General features: G+C 70.0%; 18 protein-coding genes. 7 read left to right on the forward strand and 11 right to left on the reverse strand.

What is annotated here, in order from left to right; all coding sequences use genetic code 11:
• Position 1 precedes the first annotated feature (1 nt).
• The 6 genes from secA2 to J4573_RS05965 form a co-directional block, all read right to left on the reverse strand.
• Positions 2–2,530 carry an accessory Sec system translocase SecA2 gene (secA2, locus tag J4573_RS05940; RefSeq protein WP_208254212.1) on the reverse strand — a complete coding sequence of 843 codons (2,529 nt, stop codon included), beginning with the start codon at positions 2,528–2,530 and terminating at the stop codon, positions 2–4.
• 77 nt (positions 2,531–2,607) lie between these two features.
• Complete coding sequence (locus J4573_RS05945; protein ID WP_208254213.1) at positions 2,608–3,330, reverse strand: hypothetical protein; 723 nt, start codon at positions 3,328–3,330, stop codon at positions 2,608–2,610.
• Between the two features lie 310 nt (positions 3,331–3,640).
• Positions 3,641–5,179 carry a glycoside hydrolase family 3 protein gene (locus J4573_RS05950; protein ID WP_208254214.1) on the reverse strand — a complete coding sequence of 513 codons (1,539 nt, stop codon included), beginning with the start codon at positions 5,177–5,179 and terminating at the stop codon, positions 3,641–3,643.
• A complete protein-coding gene (locus tag J4573_RS05955) occupies positions 5,176–6,030 on the reverse strand; it encodes a carbohydrate ABC transporter permease (RefSeq protein WP_208254215.1) in 855 nt (284 codons plus the stop codon). Before J4573_RS05955 ends, J4573_RS05950 begins: the two co-directional genes overlap by 4 nt.
• Positions 6,027–6,998 (reverse strand): carbohydrate ABC transporter permease, encoded by a 972-nt coding sequence (locus J4573_RS05960; protein ID WP_208254216.1) that lies wholly within the window; start codon positions 6,996–6,998, stop codon positions 6,027–6,029. Before J4573_RS05960 ends, J4573_RS05955 begins: the two co-directional genes overlap by 4 nt.
• 177 nt (positions 6,999–7,175) lie before the next feature.
• Positions 7,176–8,450, reverse strand: a complete 1,275-nt coding sequence (locus tag J4573_RS05965; RefSeq protein ID WP_208254217.1) for an extracellular solute-binding protein — start codon at positions 8,448–8,450, stop codon at positions 7,176–7,178.
• Positions 8,451–8,733: 283 nt separating this feature from the next.
• Between J4573_RS05965 and J4573_RS05970 the strand changes: the two genes are divergently transcribed.
• Complete coding sequence (locus J4573_RS05970) at positions 8,734–9,957, forward strand: ROK family transcriptional regulator (RefSeq protein WP_208254218.1); 1,224 nt, start codon at positions 8,734–8,736, stop codon at positions 9,955–9,957.
• A 188-nt stretch (positions 9,958–10,145) separates the two neighbouring features.
• Here the strand turns inward: J4573_RS05970 and J4573_RS55165 are convergent, their stop codons facing one another.
• A complete protein-coding gene (locus tag J4573_RS55165; RefSeq protein ID WP_279575359.1) occupies positions 10,146–10,274 on the reverse strand; it encodes a hypothetical protein in 129 nt (42 codons plus the stop codon).
• A 312-nt stretch (positions 10,275–10,586) separates the two neighbouring features.
• On the opposite strand from J4573_RS55165, the gene J4573_RS05975 reads away from it, so the two are divergent.
• The 3 genes from J4573_RS05975 to J4573_RS05985 all read left to right on the forward strand — a co-directional run bounded on the left by J4573_RS05975 (position 10,587) and on the right by J4573_RS05985 (position 12,710).
• Entirely contained in the window at positions 10,587–11,051 is a 465-nt protein-coding gene (locus J4573_RS05975; protein ID WP_208254219.1) for an RrF2 family transcriptional regulator, read from the forward strand.
• Positions 11,052–11,061: 10 nt separating this feature from the next.
• On the forward strand, positions 11,062–11,844 hold the full coding sequence (locus J4573_RS05980; RefSeq protein ID WP_208254220.1) for a DNA-formamidopyrimidine glycosylase family protein: 783 nt from the start codon (positions 11,062–11,064) through the stop codon (positions 11,842–11,844).
• Positions 11,845–12,005: 161 nt separating this feature from the next.
• Positions 12,006–12,710, forward strand: a complete 705-nt coding sequence (locus J4573_RS05985) for a helix-turn-helix transcriptional regulator (RefSeq protein WP_208254221.1) — start codon at positions 12,006–12,008, stop codon at positions 12,708–12,710.
• 128 nt (positions 12,711–12,838) lie between these two features.
• Here J4573_RS05985 and J4573_RS55940 read toward each other — a convergent pair whose 3' ends face one another.
• Positions 12,839–13,324 (reverse strand): hypothetical protein, encoded by a 486-nt coding sequence (locus J4573_RS55940; RefSeq protein WP_307796522.1) that lies wholly within the window; start codon positions 13,322–13,324, stop codon positions 12,839–12,841.
• Here J4573_RS55940 and J4573_RS55945 point away from each other — a divergent pair.
• Both J4573_RS55945 and J4573_RS05995 read left to right on the forward strand, forming a co-directional pair.
• Positions 13,211–14,044, forward strand: coding sequence for a cupin domain-containing protein (locus tag J4573_RS55945; RefSeq protein WP_307796520.1), 834 nt, complete (start codon positions 13,211–13,213; stop codon positions 14,042–14,044). The genes J4573_RS55940 and J4573_RS55945 overlap by 114 nt on opposite strands.
• Complete coding sequence (locus J4573_RS05995; RefSeq protein ID WP_208254223.1) at positions 14,041–14,499, forward strand: hypothetical protein; 459 nt, start codon at positions 14,041–14,043, stop codon at positions 14,497–14,499. Before J4573_RS55945 ends, J4573_RS05995 begins: the two co-directional genes overlap by 4 nt.
• Here the strand turns inward: J4573_RS05995 and J4573_RS06000 are convergent.
• Positions 14,496–14,849 (reverse strand): VOC family protein, encoded by a 354-nt coding sequence (locus J4573_RS06000; RefSeq protein ID WP_307796511.1) that lies wholly within the window; start codon positions 14,847–14,849, stop codon positions 14,496–14,498. The genes J4573_RS05995 and J4573_RS06000 overlap by 4 nt on opposite strands.
• A 451-nt stretch (positions 14,850–15,300) precedes the next feature.
• On the opposite strand from J4573_RS06000, the gene hemC reads away from it, so the two are divergent.
• Positions 15,301–16,287 (forward strand): hydroxymethylbilane synthase, encoded by a 987-nt coding sequence (gene hemC, locus J4573_RS06005; protein ID WP_208254224.1) that lies wholly within the window; start codon positions 15,301–15,303, stop codon positions 16,285–16,287.
• Positions 16,288–16,448: 161 nt separating this feature from the next.
• Here hemC and J4573_RS06010 read toward each other — a convergent pair whose 3' ends face one another.
• Together J4573_RS06010 and J4573_RS06015 are read right to left on the reverse strand one after the other, a co-directional pair.
• Entirely contained in the window at positions 16,449–17,309 is an 861-nt protein-coding gene (locus J4573_RS06010) for an arylamine N-acetyltransferase family protein (protein WP_243772494.1), read from the reverse strand.
• A 77-nt stretch (positions 17,310–17,386) separates the two neighbouring features.
• Positions 17,387–17,818 (reverse strand): PaaI family thioesterase, encoded by a 432-nt coding sequence (locus tag J4573_RS06015; RefSeq protein WP_208254225.1) that lies wholly within the window; start codon positions 17,816–17,818, stop codon positions 17,387–17,389.
• Positions 17,819–17,895 lie beyond the last annotated feature (77 nt).

Genomic DNA, 17,895 nt, shown 5'->3' on the forward strand with positions numbered 1-17,895 from the left:
CCTACTTTCTGGCCTTGCGGCGGAACATGGCGATGAGGCCGCGCAGGGCTCGTTCATCCAGCGAGCCGAACGGGTTGTCGTGCACCAGGTAGGTCCACGTGGCAGAGGGACGCTTCAGGCCCGCGTTGGAAAGGTCCACGCCGTCAGGGGTGGCGGTCAGGGTCTCGAAGGTCTCCGTTGTACGTTCCACGGCGCGGCCTAGGAGGCGCTTGCCCGCCGGAACGGCCTCACGGTTGAACTCACTCAGGGGGTCGAGACCACGGCCCAGGGAGCGCAGGTGGATGCCCTCGCGGAGGTCGGTGAGGAACGCCAGGTGTTCCGTCCAGCAGCGGTCCAGGTGGTAGAGGGCCACCTGGCGTGAGGCTTCGGCGACAGCCTTTTCGCCTGCTATCTCGGTGAGTTCGGCGTGCTTCTCGGGGCAGCGTTCCGCCATGACGCGGTCGGCATGGTCGGCCAGGAGAAGTTGCTCGCGTTCAACAAGAAGCTCGCGGCGCTGAAGGCCGATCAGCTGGTTGTAGCGCCAGGTGTTGCGGTGGATCTCCAGGTCCACGCCCTCGGCCACGCGCTGGGCATGGCCGACGACCCACTCGGCGCCCTTGTCGTGAACGCGCCCGTCGGCATCGGCGTCCACCTTGAGCTTCTCGTCGGGGGCGTACTGAGTGATCAGGTCGTCCTCAAGGCTGACGAAGAAGATCGAGCCACCGGGGTCGCCCTGCCGGCCGGAGCGCCCGCGCAGCTGGTCGTCCAGTCGGCTGCCGTGATAGCGCCCGGTGCCGATCACCAAGAGCCCACCCAGCCCGGCCACCTCCTTGGCATCAGGACGCTCGGACTCGCAAGGCGCCGTACCGGCGGCAGCAGAGCGTCCGGCATCGGCTGGCGCGGAGGATGCGGAGGATTCCGCGCTGGCACGTGTGGTGGCCTCGGGCGTGGTGCCCTCCGGAGCGGGGAGCTCAGGGGTGGGGGGTGGGGTGCCGCCCAGGCGGATGTCGGTGCCTCGGCCGGCCATCTGGGTGGAGACGGTGATCGCGCCCAGGGCGCCGGCCTCGGCGATGATGGAGGCTTCCTCGGCGTCGTTCTTGGCGTTCAGGACGACGCTGGTCAGGCCGGCGCGGTCCAGGCGGCGGGCGAGGCGTTCGGACTCGGCGACGTCCAGGGTGCCGACCAGGACGGGGCGGCCGGTCGCGTTGGAGGAGGCGATCTCCTCGACGATCGCGACCTCCTTGTCGGTGGCGGTGGCGTAGAGGCGGTCCGGCTGGTCCTCGCGTACGCGGGGACGGTTCGGCGGGATGACCGCGATCTCCAGGTTGTAGAACTCGCGCAGCTGGTCGGCGACGGCGATGGCGGTGCCGGTCATGCCGCAGCGGGTCGGGTAGCGGCCGATGAACTCCTGAACGGTGACCGAGTCGAGGATCTCGCCGCTCTCGGAGGTCTCGAGCTCCTCCTTGGCCTCGACGGCGGCCTGGAGGCCGTCCGGCCAGCGCTGGAGCATGGCCACGCGGCCACGGGAGGCGTTGATCAGCTTCACGGCGCCGTCGCGGACGATGTAGTCGACGTCGCGCTTGAGGAGCACCTGGGCGTGGAGCGCCACGTTCACGGCGACGAGCGTCTCGGTGTTGTCGGACGCGTAGAGGTCGATGTCGCCCAGGGCGTGCTCGACCTCGCGGGCCCCAGCGGCGGTCAGCTGAACGTTGCGGCCCTCGTCGTCGGTGGCGTAGTGCTGGCCGGGGCGCAGGCGGCGGACGAGATCGGCGTACGCGGGGTCGGCGGGGTCCAGGTCGGACGCGCCCGCGAGGACGAGCGGGACCATCGCCTCGTCGACCAGGACGGAGTCGGCCTCGTCGATCAGCGCCACGGCGGGCTCGGGGAGCACGCGGTCGGCGGTGGCGGTGACGAGCCGGTCGCGGAGGAGGTCGAAGCCGATCTCGCTGACCGGGGCGTACGTGACGTCGGCGGCGTAGGCGGCGCGGCGTTCGGCGGGGGTCGAGGACTCCCCGATCGATGCGACCGTGACGCCGAGCATGGCGTACAGCGGGCCCATCCACTCGGCGTCGCGGCGCGCGAGGTAGTCGTTGACCGACATCACGTGGACGTGTTCGCCGCGCAGGGCGTAACCGGCGGCGGCAAGGGCGCCCGCCAGGGTCTTGCCCTCGCCGGTGGCCATCTCGACCACCTGGCCGGAGAGCAGGCCGAGCGTGCCGAGGAGCTGGACGTCGTACGGCCGCTCCCCCAGCGTCCGGCGCGCCGCCTCGCGGCCCAGCGCGCACAGCTCTGCCAGGTCGACGGGCTTGCCGGCTCGGGCGGCTGCCTTGCCCGCGCCCTTGCCGGACCCGCTCTCGGCCTTGCCTGCGAGGGCTTCGGCCTGGCGAGGCCTGGCGCGCAGGGCCGTGGCGGCGGCGGTCAGTTCGGCGTCGCTCAGGGCCCGTACGCGGTCCTCGCGGGCACCGGCCTCGGCGACCACGGCCTCGTACGGTGCCAGGTCGACGCTGCCGGGCTTCTGCGCGATGCGCCGGAATCGGTCACGCAGCGCCATGGTGCCCTCCCCTGCGGGCGGTCTCGGTCACGCCTTCTCCCAACGGGCATACCCGGTGTCTCGTTCCCTCCATGATCTCAGGTCGGGACGTTGTCCTCGATCACCCGGACCTGGGCGGCCGCGCGGCAGCCGTTGGGGAGGCGGTTGAACGCCGGGTAGCGGTCGTGGCCGAGCTCCAGACCGTCCAGCACCCGCCGGCAGGAACCGTCCGCGAGGACGGCGAGCAGGACGTAGACATCGCCCGTATGCCCCCAGTGCTCGCCGATGCCGGTCGACTCGATGTGCCAGCGGCCGTCGTTCGGGACGTCCTCAGCGCGGTAGTCGGCCAGGTAGAACAGCTGGCGGCGGGCGGAGAAGAGGAAGAGCCGCAGGTCGTTGTCGCCGAGGGCGTGGACGGTGCCGAAGACGTCGAAGTCCCGGTCGTCCATCAGCCGCTCGTCGGTCCCCGGCCGGGCGATCGTGACGGCGGGAACGTTCCGGGGCGGGTCGGGCGGCGGTGCCGGGGCCCGGCTGGTGCCGCTGGCCTCGGGGGTGTCGGTCGGCGTCGGCGATGGCGGAACGGTCGGCGAGGGCTCGGGCGCGGCGGGCGTCGGAACGGGCGGGGCCTCCAGAACGGGCGGCGGGCCCTCGTCGTCGGGCTCGAAGAGCCGCACCGCACCGCCGAGCACGAACGCCGCGAGGACCGCGACCAGTCCCAGCAGGGCGAGCTGCCTGCGCTCGGAGTTCTCCAGCTTCCGGCAGAACACCCGCACGCCGTGGCGCAGCCCGCGCCGGGGTTGGATCTTTCCACGTGAACGCACCGTCAGCGAACCCGTCCGGCAGGCCGGACGCGCACCAACCCCATCAGGACCTCCTCGCGGTCGAGCAGCCCCGTCGCACCTGTGTCGGCAGACACCCTGCGCCCCGCTCCGACGAGCGTCAAGCAGATTGCAGATCTTGGTCGGTATGGAGCCGCCCTCACGGCGAGTTTTTCTAGTCCAACAGCCCGCAGTCAGGACGTCCGAAAGCGCAGGAGCCTCCGCCGGGCAGAGCCGCTCTGCCCGGCGGAGACGTACGGCTGACTCGAACGCGAACAACCAACTACGAATGCGACCCCACCAGGAACGGGCGCTAGGCGATCGGGGTTAGGCCTAGGCGTTCGGCGGCGGCCTGGCCATTGGCCTCGGTCGCGCCGTAGGTGGCCAGGTGAACGGCGCCGTCCGGGTGCCAGAACGGGAGGCCCATCTCGACAACGACGGCGTCCGGGCGGGCCTGGAGCAGCGCGGTCGTCAGGGCTCGCTGGGCGGCGTGCCGGTGGGCGTCACGCAGAACGATGACCAGGTCACGGCCGGTGGCACGTTCCAGCAAGGGTCCTGCCTCGTCCGCCGCCCCCTCCGCCCGGACGGCGTCGGGGGCCCAGGGGCTCAACCCCCAGGGCGTCGGCCCGACGGCGATGTTGCCCATCGACTCCAGCTCCACCACCAGCGGGTCGGTGCCGAGCGGACGCAGGTCGCCGGTCACTCGTACGGCACGGCGCGCGGCCTCCAAGCCCACTGAACGGTCGACCACGCCGGCGTTGTGGCCGTTCAGCCACTCCTTCAGGCGCCGGGTGCGCTCGGCCGCCTCGGCGAGGCGCTCCAGCGGCAGGCGTCCGGACCGTACGGCCTCCTCGATCGCCGCGAGCACGGCCAGCAGGCTCTCGTGGTGCTCGCGCGGGCCGAGGCACAGCAGGTCGGCGCCCGCGAGCAGCGACCGCACGGACGCCTCGGGAATGCCGATCGCGCCGCTGGCGCCCTGCATGTCGAGCGCGTCGGTGACGATCACGCCCTGGTAGCCCAGGTGCTCGCGCAGCAGGCCGGTGATCGCGGCGTGCGACAGGGTCGCCGGAACGCCCTGGGTGATCAGCGGCAGGTTGAGGTGGCCGGTCATGACCGCCTGGGCGCCCGCCTCGATGGCCGCACGGAACGGCACCAGCTCGCGCCGGTCCAGCAGGTCCAGGTCGGCGTCGACGAGCGGGACGCCCAGGTGGGAGTCCTCGACGGTCGCGCCGTGCCCGGGGAAGTGCTTGGCGCACGCGGCGACGCCCGACTCCTGCGTGCCGATCACCGACGCGGCGGCGTGCCGGGCGACCAGGGCCGCGTCCGAGCCGAACGAGCGGGTGCCGATCACCGGGTTGTCGGCGGCGGAGTTGACGTCCACCGACGGCGCGAAGTTGAGGTTCACGCCGACCTCGGCGAGCTCGGCGCCGAGCGAACGGTAGACGCGTCGGGTGAGCTCGGGGTCGTCGACGGCGCCGAGCGCCGCGTTCCCCGGGTAGGGGCTGGCGGTGAGGTGCCCGCCGAGGCGGGTGACGTCGCCGCCCTCCTCGTCGATCGTGATGATCGGGTCGGCGGCCTTGCCCAGCTCGGCGGTGAGCTCGCGGAGCGCGTCGGTGCTCGGCACGTTGCCGTTCAGCGCGAACAGCGTGACGCCGCCGAGGCCCTTCTCCAGCTCGTCCTGCAGCCAGCCCGGGACGCGCGCGCCGGAGAACGACGGGAGGAGCGTGCCCCGCGCCAGCCGCCCGATCTCGTCGGCCCGCCCGAGGGCGCCGGCCCGCGCGAGGGCGTCGGCCCGCGCGAGGGCGTCGGCCTGCGCGAGGGCCTCGCCGCTGGTCTCTTCGGCGCGGGTCATCCCTTCACCGCCCCGGCGGTGAGGCCGGACACCATGCGGCGCTGGACGATGAGGAAGAAGATGATCACCGGAATGGTGAGCAGCGTGGACGCTGCCATGATGGGCCCCCAGGCGTTGCCGCTGCGGCCGAAGAAGAACTGCAGCATGATCGGCAAGGTGTACTTGTCTGAGTCGTCCAGGAACGTGTAGGCGAAGATGAACTCGTTCCAGGCGGTGATGAAGGAGAAGATGCTGGTGGCCACCAGGCCCGGCGCCACCAGCGGCAGCAGGACCCGGAAGAACGTGCGGACCGGCCCGGCGCCGTCGATCTGGGCGGCCTCCTCGAGCTCCTTCGGCACGGCGGCGACGAAGCCGCGCAGCATCCAGATCGCGAACGGGATGGCGAAGCCGGCGTAGACGATCACCAGTCCCGGCAGGCTGTTCAGCAGGTCGAGCTTCTTCAGGTCCAGGAAGAGCGGGATGACCAGCGCCTCCAGCGGCACCATCTGCACGATCAGCAGCATGATCAGGAACGTGGTGCGGAAGCGGAACTTGTAGCGCGCGACCGCCGTGGCGGCCATCAGCGCCAGCAGCCCGGAGACCACGACGGTGACCAGCGCCAGGAAGATGCTGTTGCGGAAGTACACCCAGAACGAGTTGGACGCGATGCCGCCGTTCAGCACCAGGTCGAAGTGGTCGAGCGTCGGGTGCGAGGGCAGCGGCTTCGGCGTCGTGCTGAAGATCTCGGTGTTGGGCTTGAACGCGGTCGAGACCATCCAGAAGACCGGGAAGACCGCGACCAGGAAGACCAGGATCCCGGCGGTGTTGAGGACGCCCTTGCGCAGCCGGCGGCGCTGCAGTGCGCGGCTCATTTCGTCTCTCCCTGTCGGACCATGACCCGCACGTACAGGGCCGTGACGATGAGCAGGATCACCGTGAGCACCATCGCGATCGCCGACCCCATGCCGAGCTTGGGGTTCATCGATCCGAAGGCCTCGGAGTAGGCGTAGAGCGACAGGTTGAACGAGTCGCGGTTGGCCAGCCCGGACATGATGAACAGCTGGGTGAAGACCTTGAAGTCCCAGATGATCGACATGACCAGCAGCACCATGAAGATCGGCTTCAGGATCGGGAAGGTGATGCTCCAGAACGAGCGCCACGGCCCCGAGCCGTCCACGCGCGCCGCCTCGTACAGCTCGTTCGGCACGCTCTTCAGGCCCGCCAGCACCGACACCGCGATGAACGGGCAGGCCTGCCAGACCACGCAGATCGTGAGGACCGTGTAGGTCGATCCGGGGGTCGCGAACCAGTTGTAGTCGTCCCAGCCGCCGCCGACCAGCCAGTTCGGCAGCAGCTCCAGGAACCAGTTGACCAGGCCGCCGGTCGAGCCGAACAGCCAGGAGAAGATGATCGCCGCGGTGACCGGGGGCGTCGCCCAGGCCACCATGACCCCGCCGGCGACGAAGCTCGACATCCGCTTCCCGAGCTGGTGCAGCAGCAGCCCGATCAGGGTGCCGACGACCAGCGTCAGGGAGACCGCGACCACCGCGAACAGCACGGTGTGCTTCAGGGTCTGCCAGAAGAACGGGTCGTGGAAGATCGTCTTGTAGTTCTCGGTGCCGACCGACTCGGCGGGCTCGCCGCGCAGCTGGCGGTTGCCCACCTTCTGGAACGACATCTGCCCGATCTGGAACATCGGCCAGAACATCAGCACGGCGATCACGGCCAGCGTGGGCGCGATCAGCAGGTACGGCCCGAAGCGGGGCCGGCGGCGGGAACGGACCGGGCCGGAGGGCTTCCGGCCCGGCTTACCGCGCACCGCTGGAGCGGTGTCGAGCATGGACTCAGTCCGATCAGCCGGGGACGGGCAGTGCGGGGTGGCGCGGGAGGCCAGAGGCCGCGGGGGTGTCCCGGGGCCTTGACCGGTGTCCGGCTGAGAAGCCCCACAGCGGTGGGCTCTCGGCGTTCTGCCGGTCAAGGACCCCGGGACGACCGGGATGAGGAGGAGTCCCGGCCCTTACGGGTTGAGCAGGGTGTTGGCCTGCTCGTTGGCCTTCTTCAGCTCGCCGTCCGACGACTTGCCCTGCATGATGGCCTTGATGGCGTTCGGCAGGACCTTCTTGGCCTGCTCGAACTCGCCCCAGCCCGCGCTGATCGGCGGGAACTTGGTGTTGCCCGCGATCTCGGTGAAGATCTCAAGCTTGGGGTCGGTGAACTTCACGTCCGAGCGCATGGACGAGAAGCCGCTGTAGTCCGCCCAGCCCTGGGCGTTCTTGGCGTTGTTCAGCACGGTGACGTAGTCGAACGCCGCGTCCTTGGCCTTGGAGTCCTTCCAGATGGCCAGGTCCGAGCCGCCCGCCATGACGGGCGCGTTGCCGCCGGCCTTGGTCGGGATCGGGAAGACCGCCCACTTGTCGGCGTCCTTGGAGGAGATCTTCTTCATCTCCTTGTAGGCCCAGCTGCCGTCGAAGTACATACCGGCCTTGCCGAGGGCGAAGTCGCGCTGCGGGCCGTCGAGCTCGTTCTTGCCGATGTACTTCTCGGGGGCGACCTTGTCCTTGGTCACCAGGCCGGTGTAGAAGTCCACGGCCTCCTTGGCCTGCGGCTGGTCGAGCTTGCCGACGAACTTGTCGCCCTCCTTGGTGGCCACGTCGCCGCCGTTGCCCCAGATGAAGCTGAGGAGGGCGTTGGTCTGGTCGCTCGGAACGGCGATGCCCGCGACCTTCTTGGCGTCCTGGACCTTCTTGGCCGCGGCGGCCAGGTCGGCCCAGGTCTTCGGCTGCGCGATCTTCAGCTCGTCGAACCAGTCCTTGCGGAACCACACGCCGCGGACGCCGCCGTACCACGGCACGGCGTAGGTCTTGCCGCCCGACTGGTCGTTCTCCAGGGCGGTCTTGTTGAGGGTCTTGCCGTCCGCCCACTTGGAGTAGAGGTCGGAGATGTCGGCGAGGTTGCCCTGCTCGATGTGCGACTGGACGTCGGTGTTGCCGAGCTCGGTGACGTCGGGTCCCTCACCGCCGGCGGCGGCCTTCTGGAAGGTCGTCGCCACCTGCGGCCACGGCACGTACTTGATGACGACGTCGGTGCCGGGGTGCTTCTGCTTGAACTCGGTCTCGACACCGTCCAGGAACTTGGTCTGCTCCGGGGTGCCCTCGCCCATCATCCAGACCTTGAGCTGGCCGGGGTCCTTGCCCCCGCCGCTCGCGTTGTCGTCCTTCTTGTCACCGCTGCCGCAGGCCGTGGCGGCCAGGGCGATCGCGGCCGTCGCGGCCGCAATCTTGATGTACTTCACTCGGATTCCTTTCCGGCATCGCCTCGGTCGGTGCTCCCCCTGGGGCCAGGAAGCGTAAGCTTCCCAGCCCGTCGGGGCGCTGGAGGGGGCGGAGAACCTTTAGGGTCCAGCCATGCCCGGCTCTTCGTCGCACCGGCCACGGGCGCCCTGTTCGCCAGTCGGCGCTCTAGGCACGCCCCGGTCCACCCGGTCTGGGCGGTCGCGGCGCTTGGCGGTAAACTAACAAGAAACTTTCCTAAACAAAACCGCTCGTTAGCGGATTGAGACTTTGAGGGGTTCGAGCATGCCCAGACGCCCGGGGACGCCGCGGCTGCTGCGGGAACTCAACGACCGTGCCGCCCTGGACCTGCTGGTGGCACAGGGTCCGCTGACCCGTACGCAGATCGGCGAGCACACCGGCCTCTCGAAGGTCACCGCCTCCCAGCTGCTCTCCCGCCTGGAGGAGCGCGGACTGGTCGAGGTCGTCGGAGAGCAGGCCGGCGGCCGTGGACCGAACGCGGCGCTCTACGCCGTGGTGCCATCCAGCGCATATGTGGCCGGCCTCGAGGTCGGGCCCGACGGCGTCACGGCGGGCGTTGCGGACATTACGGGCTGTATCGCGGCACAGGTTACTGTCGACCCGAACGGGGCCGACGACCCCGTGAAGTCGGTGCACAACGCCGTGGTCAAGGCGTGCCGTTCCGCCAAGGTCGCCCTCCCCCGCCTGAACGCCTTCGTCATCGGCACTCCCGGCGTGGTGGACCCGCGCTCGGGCGACGTGCAGTTCTCCTTCGACCTGCCGTCCTGGCACGAGGGCGTTCTCGCACGGCTGAAAACCGACCTCCGGCGGCCCGTGATCATCGAGAACGACGTGAACCTCGCCGCCGTGGCCGAACGCGCGTACGGGCGTGCCGCGGGCGTCGAGGACTTCGCGCTGATGTGGCTCGACCGCGGCATCGGCCTGTCGGTCATGCTGGGCGGCCGCCTGCACCGCGGCCGGTCCGGCGGCGCGGGCGAGATCGGCTACCTGCCCGTTCCCGGCGCCCCGCTCCCCTCCGGCGCGGCCCGGCGCGGCCCCGAGACCGCCGAACTGGGCGTCACCGAGTCCACCACCTGGGGCATCCCGGCCCTGGCCGGTGGCTACGGCGCCCTGCTCGGCGCGGACGCCGTACGGGAACTGGCCCACGCGCACGGCTTCGACGGCGCCACCGCCGTCGACTGCGTCAGCGCGGCCGTCGCCGAGGAGGACCGCGGCGGCGCCTTCCTGGACGAGCTCGCCAACCGCATCTCCTACGGCGTCACCTCGGTCAACATCGTCCTGGACCCGGGCCTGGTCGTCCTGGCGGGCCAGCTGGGCCGGGCCGGCGGCGAACCCCTGGCGGCCCGGATCGAGAGCGCCGTGGGCCGTATCAGCCCGACCAGCCCCACGGTCGCGGTCACCCAGGTCGAGGGCAACGCCGTCCTGAGGGGCGCCCTCCACGCCGCCCTGGAGGAGGCCCGCGACGAGGTCTTCTCCACCTCCGACTAGCCAGAAAGATCGCTCAGCAGCAGGGGCTGGAACATCGAAAGCGCCGCCCGCATCGAGATGCGGCGGCGCTTTGAGGTGTGTTCGGGTCGGAACGCTGGAGCAGGTCAGACCCTACTTGGAGGCCGTAGACGGCTCGTTCGGAGCCGTTCGGCGGCCCGCTTGGAGGCCTAGCTCAGTGCCGGACGCGGCTACTTGGAGGCCGGTACGGCCTCTACCGGCCGGCGACGCGGGTCGTGCATGGCACGGTCCCGGACGGTCTGGTTGATGATCTGGCGCCTGCGACGCTGTGCCGCGGCGGCTCGTGCCGTCGGTGTCATGATGACTCCCCGTTCCGCGGCGACGTCGTTTCCCCGGGTCACCGCTTCTTACCCCGATGACTCAATGGTGCTGAAAAAACAGCCCGGACGGTATCCGCCACAGGGATGATTTGTTGTCAGACCTCTTGGGGAGACTCATCCGTCCCGGGACGCAGGACCCGTCCCACGCGCCCCATCCGCCGCGCGGGACGCTTGCGCGAACGCCCGAGACAGGGTTCGGTGTCCATACCGGTCCACGAGAAGTGGCGCGCGAACGGCCTCGGAGGCCGGGGGTAAGCCCAACCAGTCCGATCGGCAAGGGATAATACGTTCATGCGATTGTCCGCCAGGGTCGACTACGCGCTGCGCGCCGCCGCGGAGCTGGCGGTGGCCGGAAGTCATCCGGTGACCGCCGTCCAGCTCGCCGAGGCCCAGCAGATCCCGCCCAAGTTCCTCGAGAACATCCTCGGCCAGCTGCGCCGCAGCGGCCTGGTCCGCAGCCAGCGCGGACCCGAAGGGGGCTACTGGCTGGCCAGGCCCGCCGAGCAGATCTCCCTGGCCGACATCATCCGCGCGATCGACGGGCCGCTGCTCGGCGTCCGGGGCGAGCGCCCCGAGCACGTCGGGTACGAGGGGCCCGCCCGGTCGCTCCAGGAGGTGTGGATCGCGCTGCGCGCCAGCGAGCGCGCCATCCTCGAGCAGGTCTCGCTCGCCCACATCGCCTCGGGCGAGCTGCCCGGCCCGGTGAGCAAGCTCACCGAGGACCCGGCCGCCTGGGAGAGCCCGTCCCTCATCTGACGGGGGTGCTGTGCCGGAAGGCGACGTCGTCTGGCTGACCGCCCGGCGCCTGCATGAGGCGCTCGCCGGGCGGCCTTTGACACGCAGCGACTTCCGCGTGCCGGCGCTCGCCACCGCCGACCTGCGCGGCCGGACCGTGGGCGAGGCCATCGCGCGCGGCAAGCACCTGCTCATCAGGGTGGAGGGCGGCCTCACCGTCCACACCCACCTGCTCATGGAGGGCACCTGGCGGATCCGCCGCCCCGGCGCCCCGCCCAGCGACCATCGCATCCGGCTGATCCTCGCCAACGCCGACTGGCAGGCCCTCGGCTACTCGCTCGGCATCGTCGAGCTCCTCCGTACGACCGACGAGGACCGGGCCGTCGGCCACCTCGGCCCCGACCTGCTCGGCCCGGACTGGGACCCCGACGAGGCCGTGCACCGCCTGGCCGACGACCCCGACCGCGCCATCGGCGAGGCCCTTCTGGACCAGACCCGCCTCGCCGGTATCGGCAACGTCTACAAGTCCGAGATCCTCTTCCTGCGCGGCGTCCACCCCTGGACGCCGGTCCGCGACGTTCCCGAGCTGCCCGCGATGATGGACCTCGCCCACAAGCTCCTGGACGTCAACAAGGAGCGCCACGGCCACATCACCACCGGAGACCTGCGCCGCGGCCAGGCCCATTGGGTCTACGGCCGCGCGGGCCGCCCCTGCCGCCGCTGCGGTACGCGCATCCAGCGCGCCGAGCAGGCCTCCGACGTAGGCAACCGCACCGCCTTCTGGTGCCCTCGCTGCCAGCCCGAAAAGACGTGACCCGGCTCACCCCGAGACGGTGACACGTTCCCGGGACCGCCAGTGATCGTGAACGCGCCCGCAGGGCGGGGTTCCTGGGTCGCGCCGTGACCGGCGCGCGCGCTTAACGATCTTCGGCAGTAGCCTCTTGGGGTGAAGATGATCTACCTCCGCCCCTCGCCATGAACCGGACCGATCGGCTTTACGCGCTGGTGGAGGAGTTGCGGGCGGCCGCGCCGCGCCCGCGGACCGTTCCGTGGCTCGCCGGGCGCTTCGAGGTGTCGGAACGGACCGTACAGCGGGATCTGCAGGCACTCATGCAGACCGGGGTCCCGCTGCGGTCCGAGCCGGGCCCGTACGGCGGATGGTTTGTCGACAAGGCGATGAGTCTGCCGCCGGTCAACTTCACCGCCGAGGAGGCGATCGCCATCGCGGTCGCGCTGGCGGGTGCGGAGAGCGGCGCCCCGTTCGCCGGCCCGGCACGCGGCGCGATGCGCAAGCTCACCGCCGCCATGCCCGAGGCGGCGATCGCGTCTCTCCGCCTGATCTCCCGGCAGATCCGCATCGGCGCCGAGCCCGTTCCGGCCGACGTCAGCGCCGCCGTCGAACGTGCCGTACGGGAGCACCAGGTGATCTGGCTGCACTACCTCGGCGGCGACGGACGCGAGTCGCAGCGCGAGGTGGAGCCCGCCGGACTGCTGGCCCATCGCGGCCGCTGGTTCCTGATCGGCTGGTGCCGGAGCCGCCGGGCGGTCCGGGGCTTCCGGCTGGATCGCATCCAGGAGGCCCGTACGACCGCCGAACAGGCGCCGCACCGCGACCTCGCCACCCTCCTGGACGTCGACTCGGCCGCCCCCGCCATCCTCGCCGATCTCACGGACGACTGATCCCGCAATTATCCGGGACCGGAGATCAATTCCAATTCACTGCTGAAATGGCACGATCCGGCCTACTCTGGCGGAGTGACAACCGCTTGACAGAGTGTGAAGCTGAGCATGTGACAGCGCCGTTCAGATCATTTTCCCGGTCGCTCACCGTCGAGCGACTTCTCCATCCGATCACAGGCGACGACTTCTTCAGTGAATACTGGGAGAATCGTCCGCTCCTGATCAACCGGAACGACGCACGCCATTTCCACGGGCTGCCGGGGGTCGACGAGGTCGACGAACTGATCACGGCGACGACGTCCGGCCGCGTCCGATCCTCCGACGACCAGTTCCTGGTCAGATCCGAGGGCGACGGCCACGCTTCCAGGCGAGACGTGCCGCTGAACGACCACGGGATCCCCGACATCCAGGACGTCTACCGCGCCTATCACGACGGCTACTCGATCGTCGTCAACCGGATTCATCGAAGATCCGCCGCCGTGGCCGACCTTTGCAGATCGCTGGAAGCGGCGTTCCATCATCGAGTCGGAGTCAACCTCTACTTCACACCCCGCAGCGGTCAAGGCTTCGCCCCGCATACCGACGATCACGACGTTTTCATCCTCCAACTCCATGGCATGAAGGAATGGCACGTCGGTACTCCCGAAAACGACCTCCCCCTACCCGCCATGAAGGAATCCAGCCCACCCCTGGCCGACTTCGAAAAATTCATCCTCCACGCCGGCGACACCCTCTACCTCCCGCGCGGCTTTCCCCACGAGGCCGTCACGGGCGCCAGCTCGTCCCTGCACCTCACGGTCGGCATCCACGTCTACCGATGGGCGGACCTCCTCAGCGAGGCCCTCACCCTCCTGGCCGCCGAGGACGTCGACCTCAGAGCGGCCCTGCCACCCGGCTTCCTGGACGGCCCGCTCCCCGCCTCCCACGCCGCAGACCTGGCCGACCGCCTCGCGAAAGTACTGGCAGACGCAACGTTCACCGAACGTGCCAAGACGAGCTTGGGAACGAGCCTCCTGGCCACCCCCAAGGCGGCTGCCCACAGCCAGTTCCGTTCCCTGGACGCCCTCGCCGCCCTCACCGAGACGGCCGTCGTGTCCCGCTCCCCCGGCATGCTCTGCAGAGTCCGTTTCACCGCGCACGACGCCACGCTCGAGTTCGCCGGCAACTACGTGTCAGGCCCGGCGTTCCTCGTCCCGGCGTTCACCCACATCGCCGAGCACGAACGGTTCGCGATCCGCGACCTGCCCGGCGACCTCTCCGGCGACGACCGCCTCGACCTGGTCGGCCGCCTGATCAGCGAAGGACTGCTCCAGCACGAAAGCGAGAAGCCATGAGCGACAAGGACAGAGTGCTCAGCGACGAGGACCAGAAGGCCCTGCGCGTCTGGCGGGACGCCCTGGTGGTCCAAGACCAGCGCCTGGAGAACAAGGGCGTCCTGAAACTCGCCGCCATGTCCATGGTCGACGAGGACTTCCGCTCCCGCCTGGTGAACGACCCCGAAAGCGTCCTGAAGGACGTCCGCGCCCAAATGGGCATCCCCGAGTCCGTGGCCCTGCGCTTCTTCGACATCACCATGGACACCGTCAACATCGTTCTGCCGCCGCGCGCCGGATCGATGACCGACCGCCCGAAGCCCCTGCGCGACCTCCTCCAGTCACGCACCGCCGAACTCTCCTTCGGCGGGGACGACTTCGACTTCGGCAACCTCACTGACTCCGGCCCCCTGGGCCACGTCGACGGCGGCGACGGCCACCCCGTCGACGGCTCGATCTTCCAGCCGCCCAGCTAGTCCCGGTGCTGGGCGATGTTCAGCACATTGCCGTCCGGCGCCCGAACGAAGAACCGCCGCACACCCCAAGGCTCGGTGGTCAACGGGTGCACGATCTCGTACCCCCGCCGCCGAGCCTCCTCATACGCCTCCTCCACGTCATCCACCTTGATCGTGGCGACCGGATCCTCAGGCGCGCTGGCGTCCCGCGTCACCAACTGCAGATGCGCCCCGGTCTCCGGCGACGTGTACCGAGCCACCCACCCCATGTTGAACTCCTCGACGCCCATCCCGAGGTAGTCCGCATAGAACCCCTTGGCCGACGCGATGTCCTCCACGTGAAGGTCAGCAATCACACCCGTAACCCGCACCCGTCCTCCTCCAACCCGACAACACCACCCCCATCCTCCCAGCCCCACCCCTGAAAAGCAGGGCCCTCGCTAGGGCCCTCGCTAACGCTCGGACAGCCCCAATGGGGCTCCCGCCCCACGCCCCGAAGCTGGGGGCAAGCCCCCAGACCCCGCCCCTTGAAGTGGTTCAACCCCTCCGCCAGGCAGGCCTTCATCAGCGCCGCCTAACGGTTCTCCATCGCCACGCAGATGAACGCCCGTGATCCTCCGAGCCAGGCGCAGATCGCGTAGCCGTCCGCCAAGACGTTGGCGAGCGGCCTGTGCCGACGAGGACGACGAGGAGGGCATCAATGCGCATAGCCTGCCGCTCCCGGAAACCGCCACGGTCATAAGTGGGGGCGGTCGGGGCTGTGGTGATGGGTGGCGAGAAGGTGGAGGAGGTGGAGAGCAAGGCGAGCGAGCAGGGGGCGTGGTGAACGGTCTGGTGCGGGACAGTTCCGATTCGGCGGATACCCGGTCTTCCGGCGTGCCGGGCGGCGGAGTGCTGCGGTTGGGGACGCGGGGGTCGGCGCTGGCGATGGTGCAGGCGGAGGGGGTGGCCCGGCGGCTGGAGGAATGCGCGGATGTGCGGGTGGAGGTGGCGCCTATTCAGACGGCCGGTGACCGGCATCGGGGGCATCTGGGTGAGCTGGGCGGCAAGGGCGCGTTCCTGCGGGAGATCGATCGCGCGCTGGTGACGGGTGCCGTGGATGTCGCGGTGCACTGCCTGAAGGACGTGCCGGGTGATGTGCCTCGGCCGGAAGAGTTGGTGTTCGCGGCTTACTTGAAGCGCGACGACACCTCGGACGTGATGCTGTTTCCGCGGACGGGCAAGGTGGAGCGGCTGGAGGATCTGCCGCTGGGCGCGCGGGTGGGGACTTCGGCGGTACGTCGGCGGGCGCAGCTCTTGCAGCTGCGGCCGGATCTGCAGGTGGAGTATCTGCGGGGGAACGTGGACTCGCGGCTCGGGCGGCTGGACGCCGGAGACTGCGATGCGATCGTGGTGGCGCGGGCGGGGCTGAGGCGGCTGGGGATCGACCGGGCCGGGGAGGCGCTGGACATCGTTCCGGCGATCGGGGCGGGAGTGCTGGCGGTGAACTGCCGGCGGTCGGATCGTGGGGTTGTCGAGCTGGTGCGGCTGCTGGACGATCGCCGTACGCGAGAGTGCGTGGCGGCCGAACGGGCGATGCTGCGCGAGTTGCGGGGACACTGCAACAGCCCGATCGCCGGTCACGCGCGGTATGAAGCTGATGGTCGGCTCAGCTTGCGCGGGATGGTGTTCACGCGCGATGGGGCGGAGTTCGTGCGCGCGCAGCGGTGGTCGGGGCCGGACGCGGGTGAGGAACTTGGCCTCTCGGTGGCCGGCGACCTGCTGCGCAAGGGGGCTCGGGAGCTGATTGACGACATCCCGCACCCGTAGGGCGGCTCGCGGAGGGGTTGAACCACTTCGAGGGGTGGGGGTCTGGGGGCTTGCCCCCAGCTTCGGGGCGTGGGGCGGGAGCCCCATTGGGGCTGTCCGAGCGTTAGCGAGGGCCTTGCTTTGCGGCGCCTTGCTTGCGCAGACGGACAGCCCCTTGGGGGCTAGGCGGAGCGGGTGGCTTGCCAGGCCTCGTGGGTGGCCCTTACTCGTTGCCAGAGGGCGTCTCGGTCGGGCTGGGTGAGGTCTGTGGGGGCCAGGTCGAAGATGTCTGCCAGGGCGGCGAACCATTCGGCTTGGTCGTTGATGGTGCGGGGTGTGCTGTCGCCGGTGCGCAGGAGAGTGCAGCCGCGCATGGTGTCCACTCCGTCGGCGTCGCGGCGTTGGACTACGCAGGTGCGGACGAAGCCCGACTCGGGTGAGGTCGACAGGTAGACGTGTCGGTCGGTGAAGTCGGCGAGCGTGGCCGGTTCGGGGGCGAAGTCGATGCCCGCGAAGCTGCCGCCGGGGTCGTGGTCGAAGCGCCAGCCGCCGGGGTCGGTCTCGGAGGGGCGGAGGCGGAAGCGGAACGGGCCCTCGCGGTATTCGCCGTTGCGGAGCGGGAGGGGGCCGTGGATGCCGTCGCCCAGGCCAGCGTCCACCAGCCAGTCGCCTGATGGGGACTCGGGTGAGGGGAGGTTGCGGACGGTCAGGCCGAGGTGGTTCGCCCGCTGTGAGCCGGGGGTTTCCTCGCCTGGGGTCTGTACGCCGGCGCGATGCCAGACGACCTCGTAGCCGAGTTCCTGGAGGAGGAGCGAGAGCGCGCCGTTCAGGTGGTAGCAGTAGCCGCCGCGGCCGAGCTCGGTGATGCGGGCGGCGGAGTCGTGCGGGTCGATCGAGGTGATCCGGCCGAGCTGGATGTCGAGTGCCTCGTACGGGATGCGCTCGACGTGCGCTTTGTGGAGCGTTCGGAGTGCAGAAACACTGGGACGGCCCGGATCAGTGATCCCGAGCCGTCGTAGGTAGGCGTCGACGTCAATCGTCAATCATGGACTCCTTTGATCGGTCTTGATCGCAAGACTGCCCCTGGGCGGGAGCTTCCGGCAACCCCCGGATGAGTGCCTCAGGCAAGCCCTGGGCGCGGGCGCAGCATCGACGTGACGCGGGCGGTGCAGATCGTACGGCCGTCGTCGTCGGTGATGGAGACGTCGTAAGTGGCGAGGCTGCGGCCGCCGTGCGCCCTGGTCGCGACGGCGGTGACGTGCCCGGACGTGGCGGTGCGGTGGTGGCTGGCGTTGATCTCGATGCCGAGCGCCATCCGGTTGGGCGCGGCGTACAGGGCTGCGGCGAGGCTGCCGGTGGTCTCGGCGAGCACGCACGATGCGCCGCCGTGCAGCGTTCCATACGCCTGGGTGTTGCCTTCGACCGGCATCCGCGTGACTACTCGGTCGGCATCGGCTTCTAGCAGTTCGATGCCCATGCGTTCGTCCAGGCCTGGCTGCGTGGCGCCCAGGTCGCGGCCGAGGTCGACCAGATCGCTCCGATTGTTGATCATGGCTGTCCCTTCGAGAGGCGGTCGGCGCCCGGTCGGGTGGGTGTACGTCCTAGGCCGTCGGGCCCGGCCGGGTCGCC

This window comes from Actinomadura barringtoniae (assembly GCF_017573505.1).
GTDB lineage: Bacteria > Actinomycetota > Actinomycetes > Streptosporangiales > Streptosporangiaceae > Spirillospora > Spirillospora barringtoniae.

Coding starts and splice junctions, on each gene's coding strand:
- J4573_RS05950 (WP_208254214.1), bottom strand. CDS start 5,179: ATGACCCGCGCCGAAGAGACCAGCGGCGAGGCCCTCGCGCAGGCCGAC.
- J4573_RS06015 (WP_208254225.1), bottom strand. CDS start 17,818: ATGATCAACAATCGGAGCGATCTGGTCGACCTCGGCCGCGACCTGGGC.
- J4573_RS05970 (WP_208254218.1), top strand. CDS start 8,734: ATGCCCAGACGCCCGGGGACGCCGCGGCTGCTGCGGGAACTCAACGAC.
- secA2 (WP_208254212.1), bottom strand. CDS start 2,530: ATGGCGCTGCGTGACCGATTCCGGCGCATCGCGCAGAAGCCCGGCAGC.
- J4573_RS05960 (WP_208254216.1), bottom strand. CDS start 6,998: ATGCTCGACACCGCTCCAGCGGTGCGCGGTAAGCCGGGCCGGAAGCCC.
- J4573_RS55165 (WP_279575359.1), bottom strand. CDS start 10,274: ATGACACCGACGGCACGAGCCGCCGCGGCACAGCGTCGCAGGCGCCAG.
- J4573_RS05975 (WP_208254219.1), top strand. CDS start 10,587: ATGCGATTGTCCGCCAGGGTCGACTACGCGCTGCGCGCCGCCGCGGAG.
- J4573_RS05985 (WP_208254221.1), top strand. CDS start 12,006: ATGAACCGGACCGATCGGCTTTACGCGCTGGTGGAGGAGTTGCGGGCG.
- J4573_RS55940 (WP_307796522.1), bottom strand. CDS start 13,324: ATGGAGTTGGAGGATGAAAACGTCGTGATCGTCGGTATGCGGGGCGAA.
- J4573_RS05955 (WP_208254215.1), bottom strand. CDS start 6,030: ATGAGCCGCGCACTGCAGCGCCGCCGGCTGCGCAAGGGCGTCCTCAAC.
- J4573_RS05995 (WP_208254223.1), top strand. CDS start 14,041: ATGAGCGACAAGGACAGAGTGCTCAGCGACGAGGACCAGAAGGCCCTG.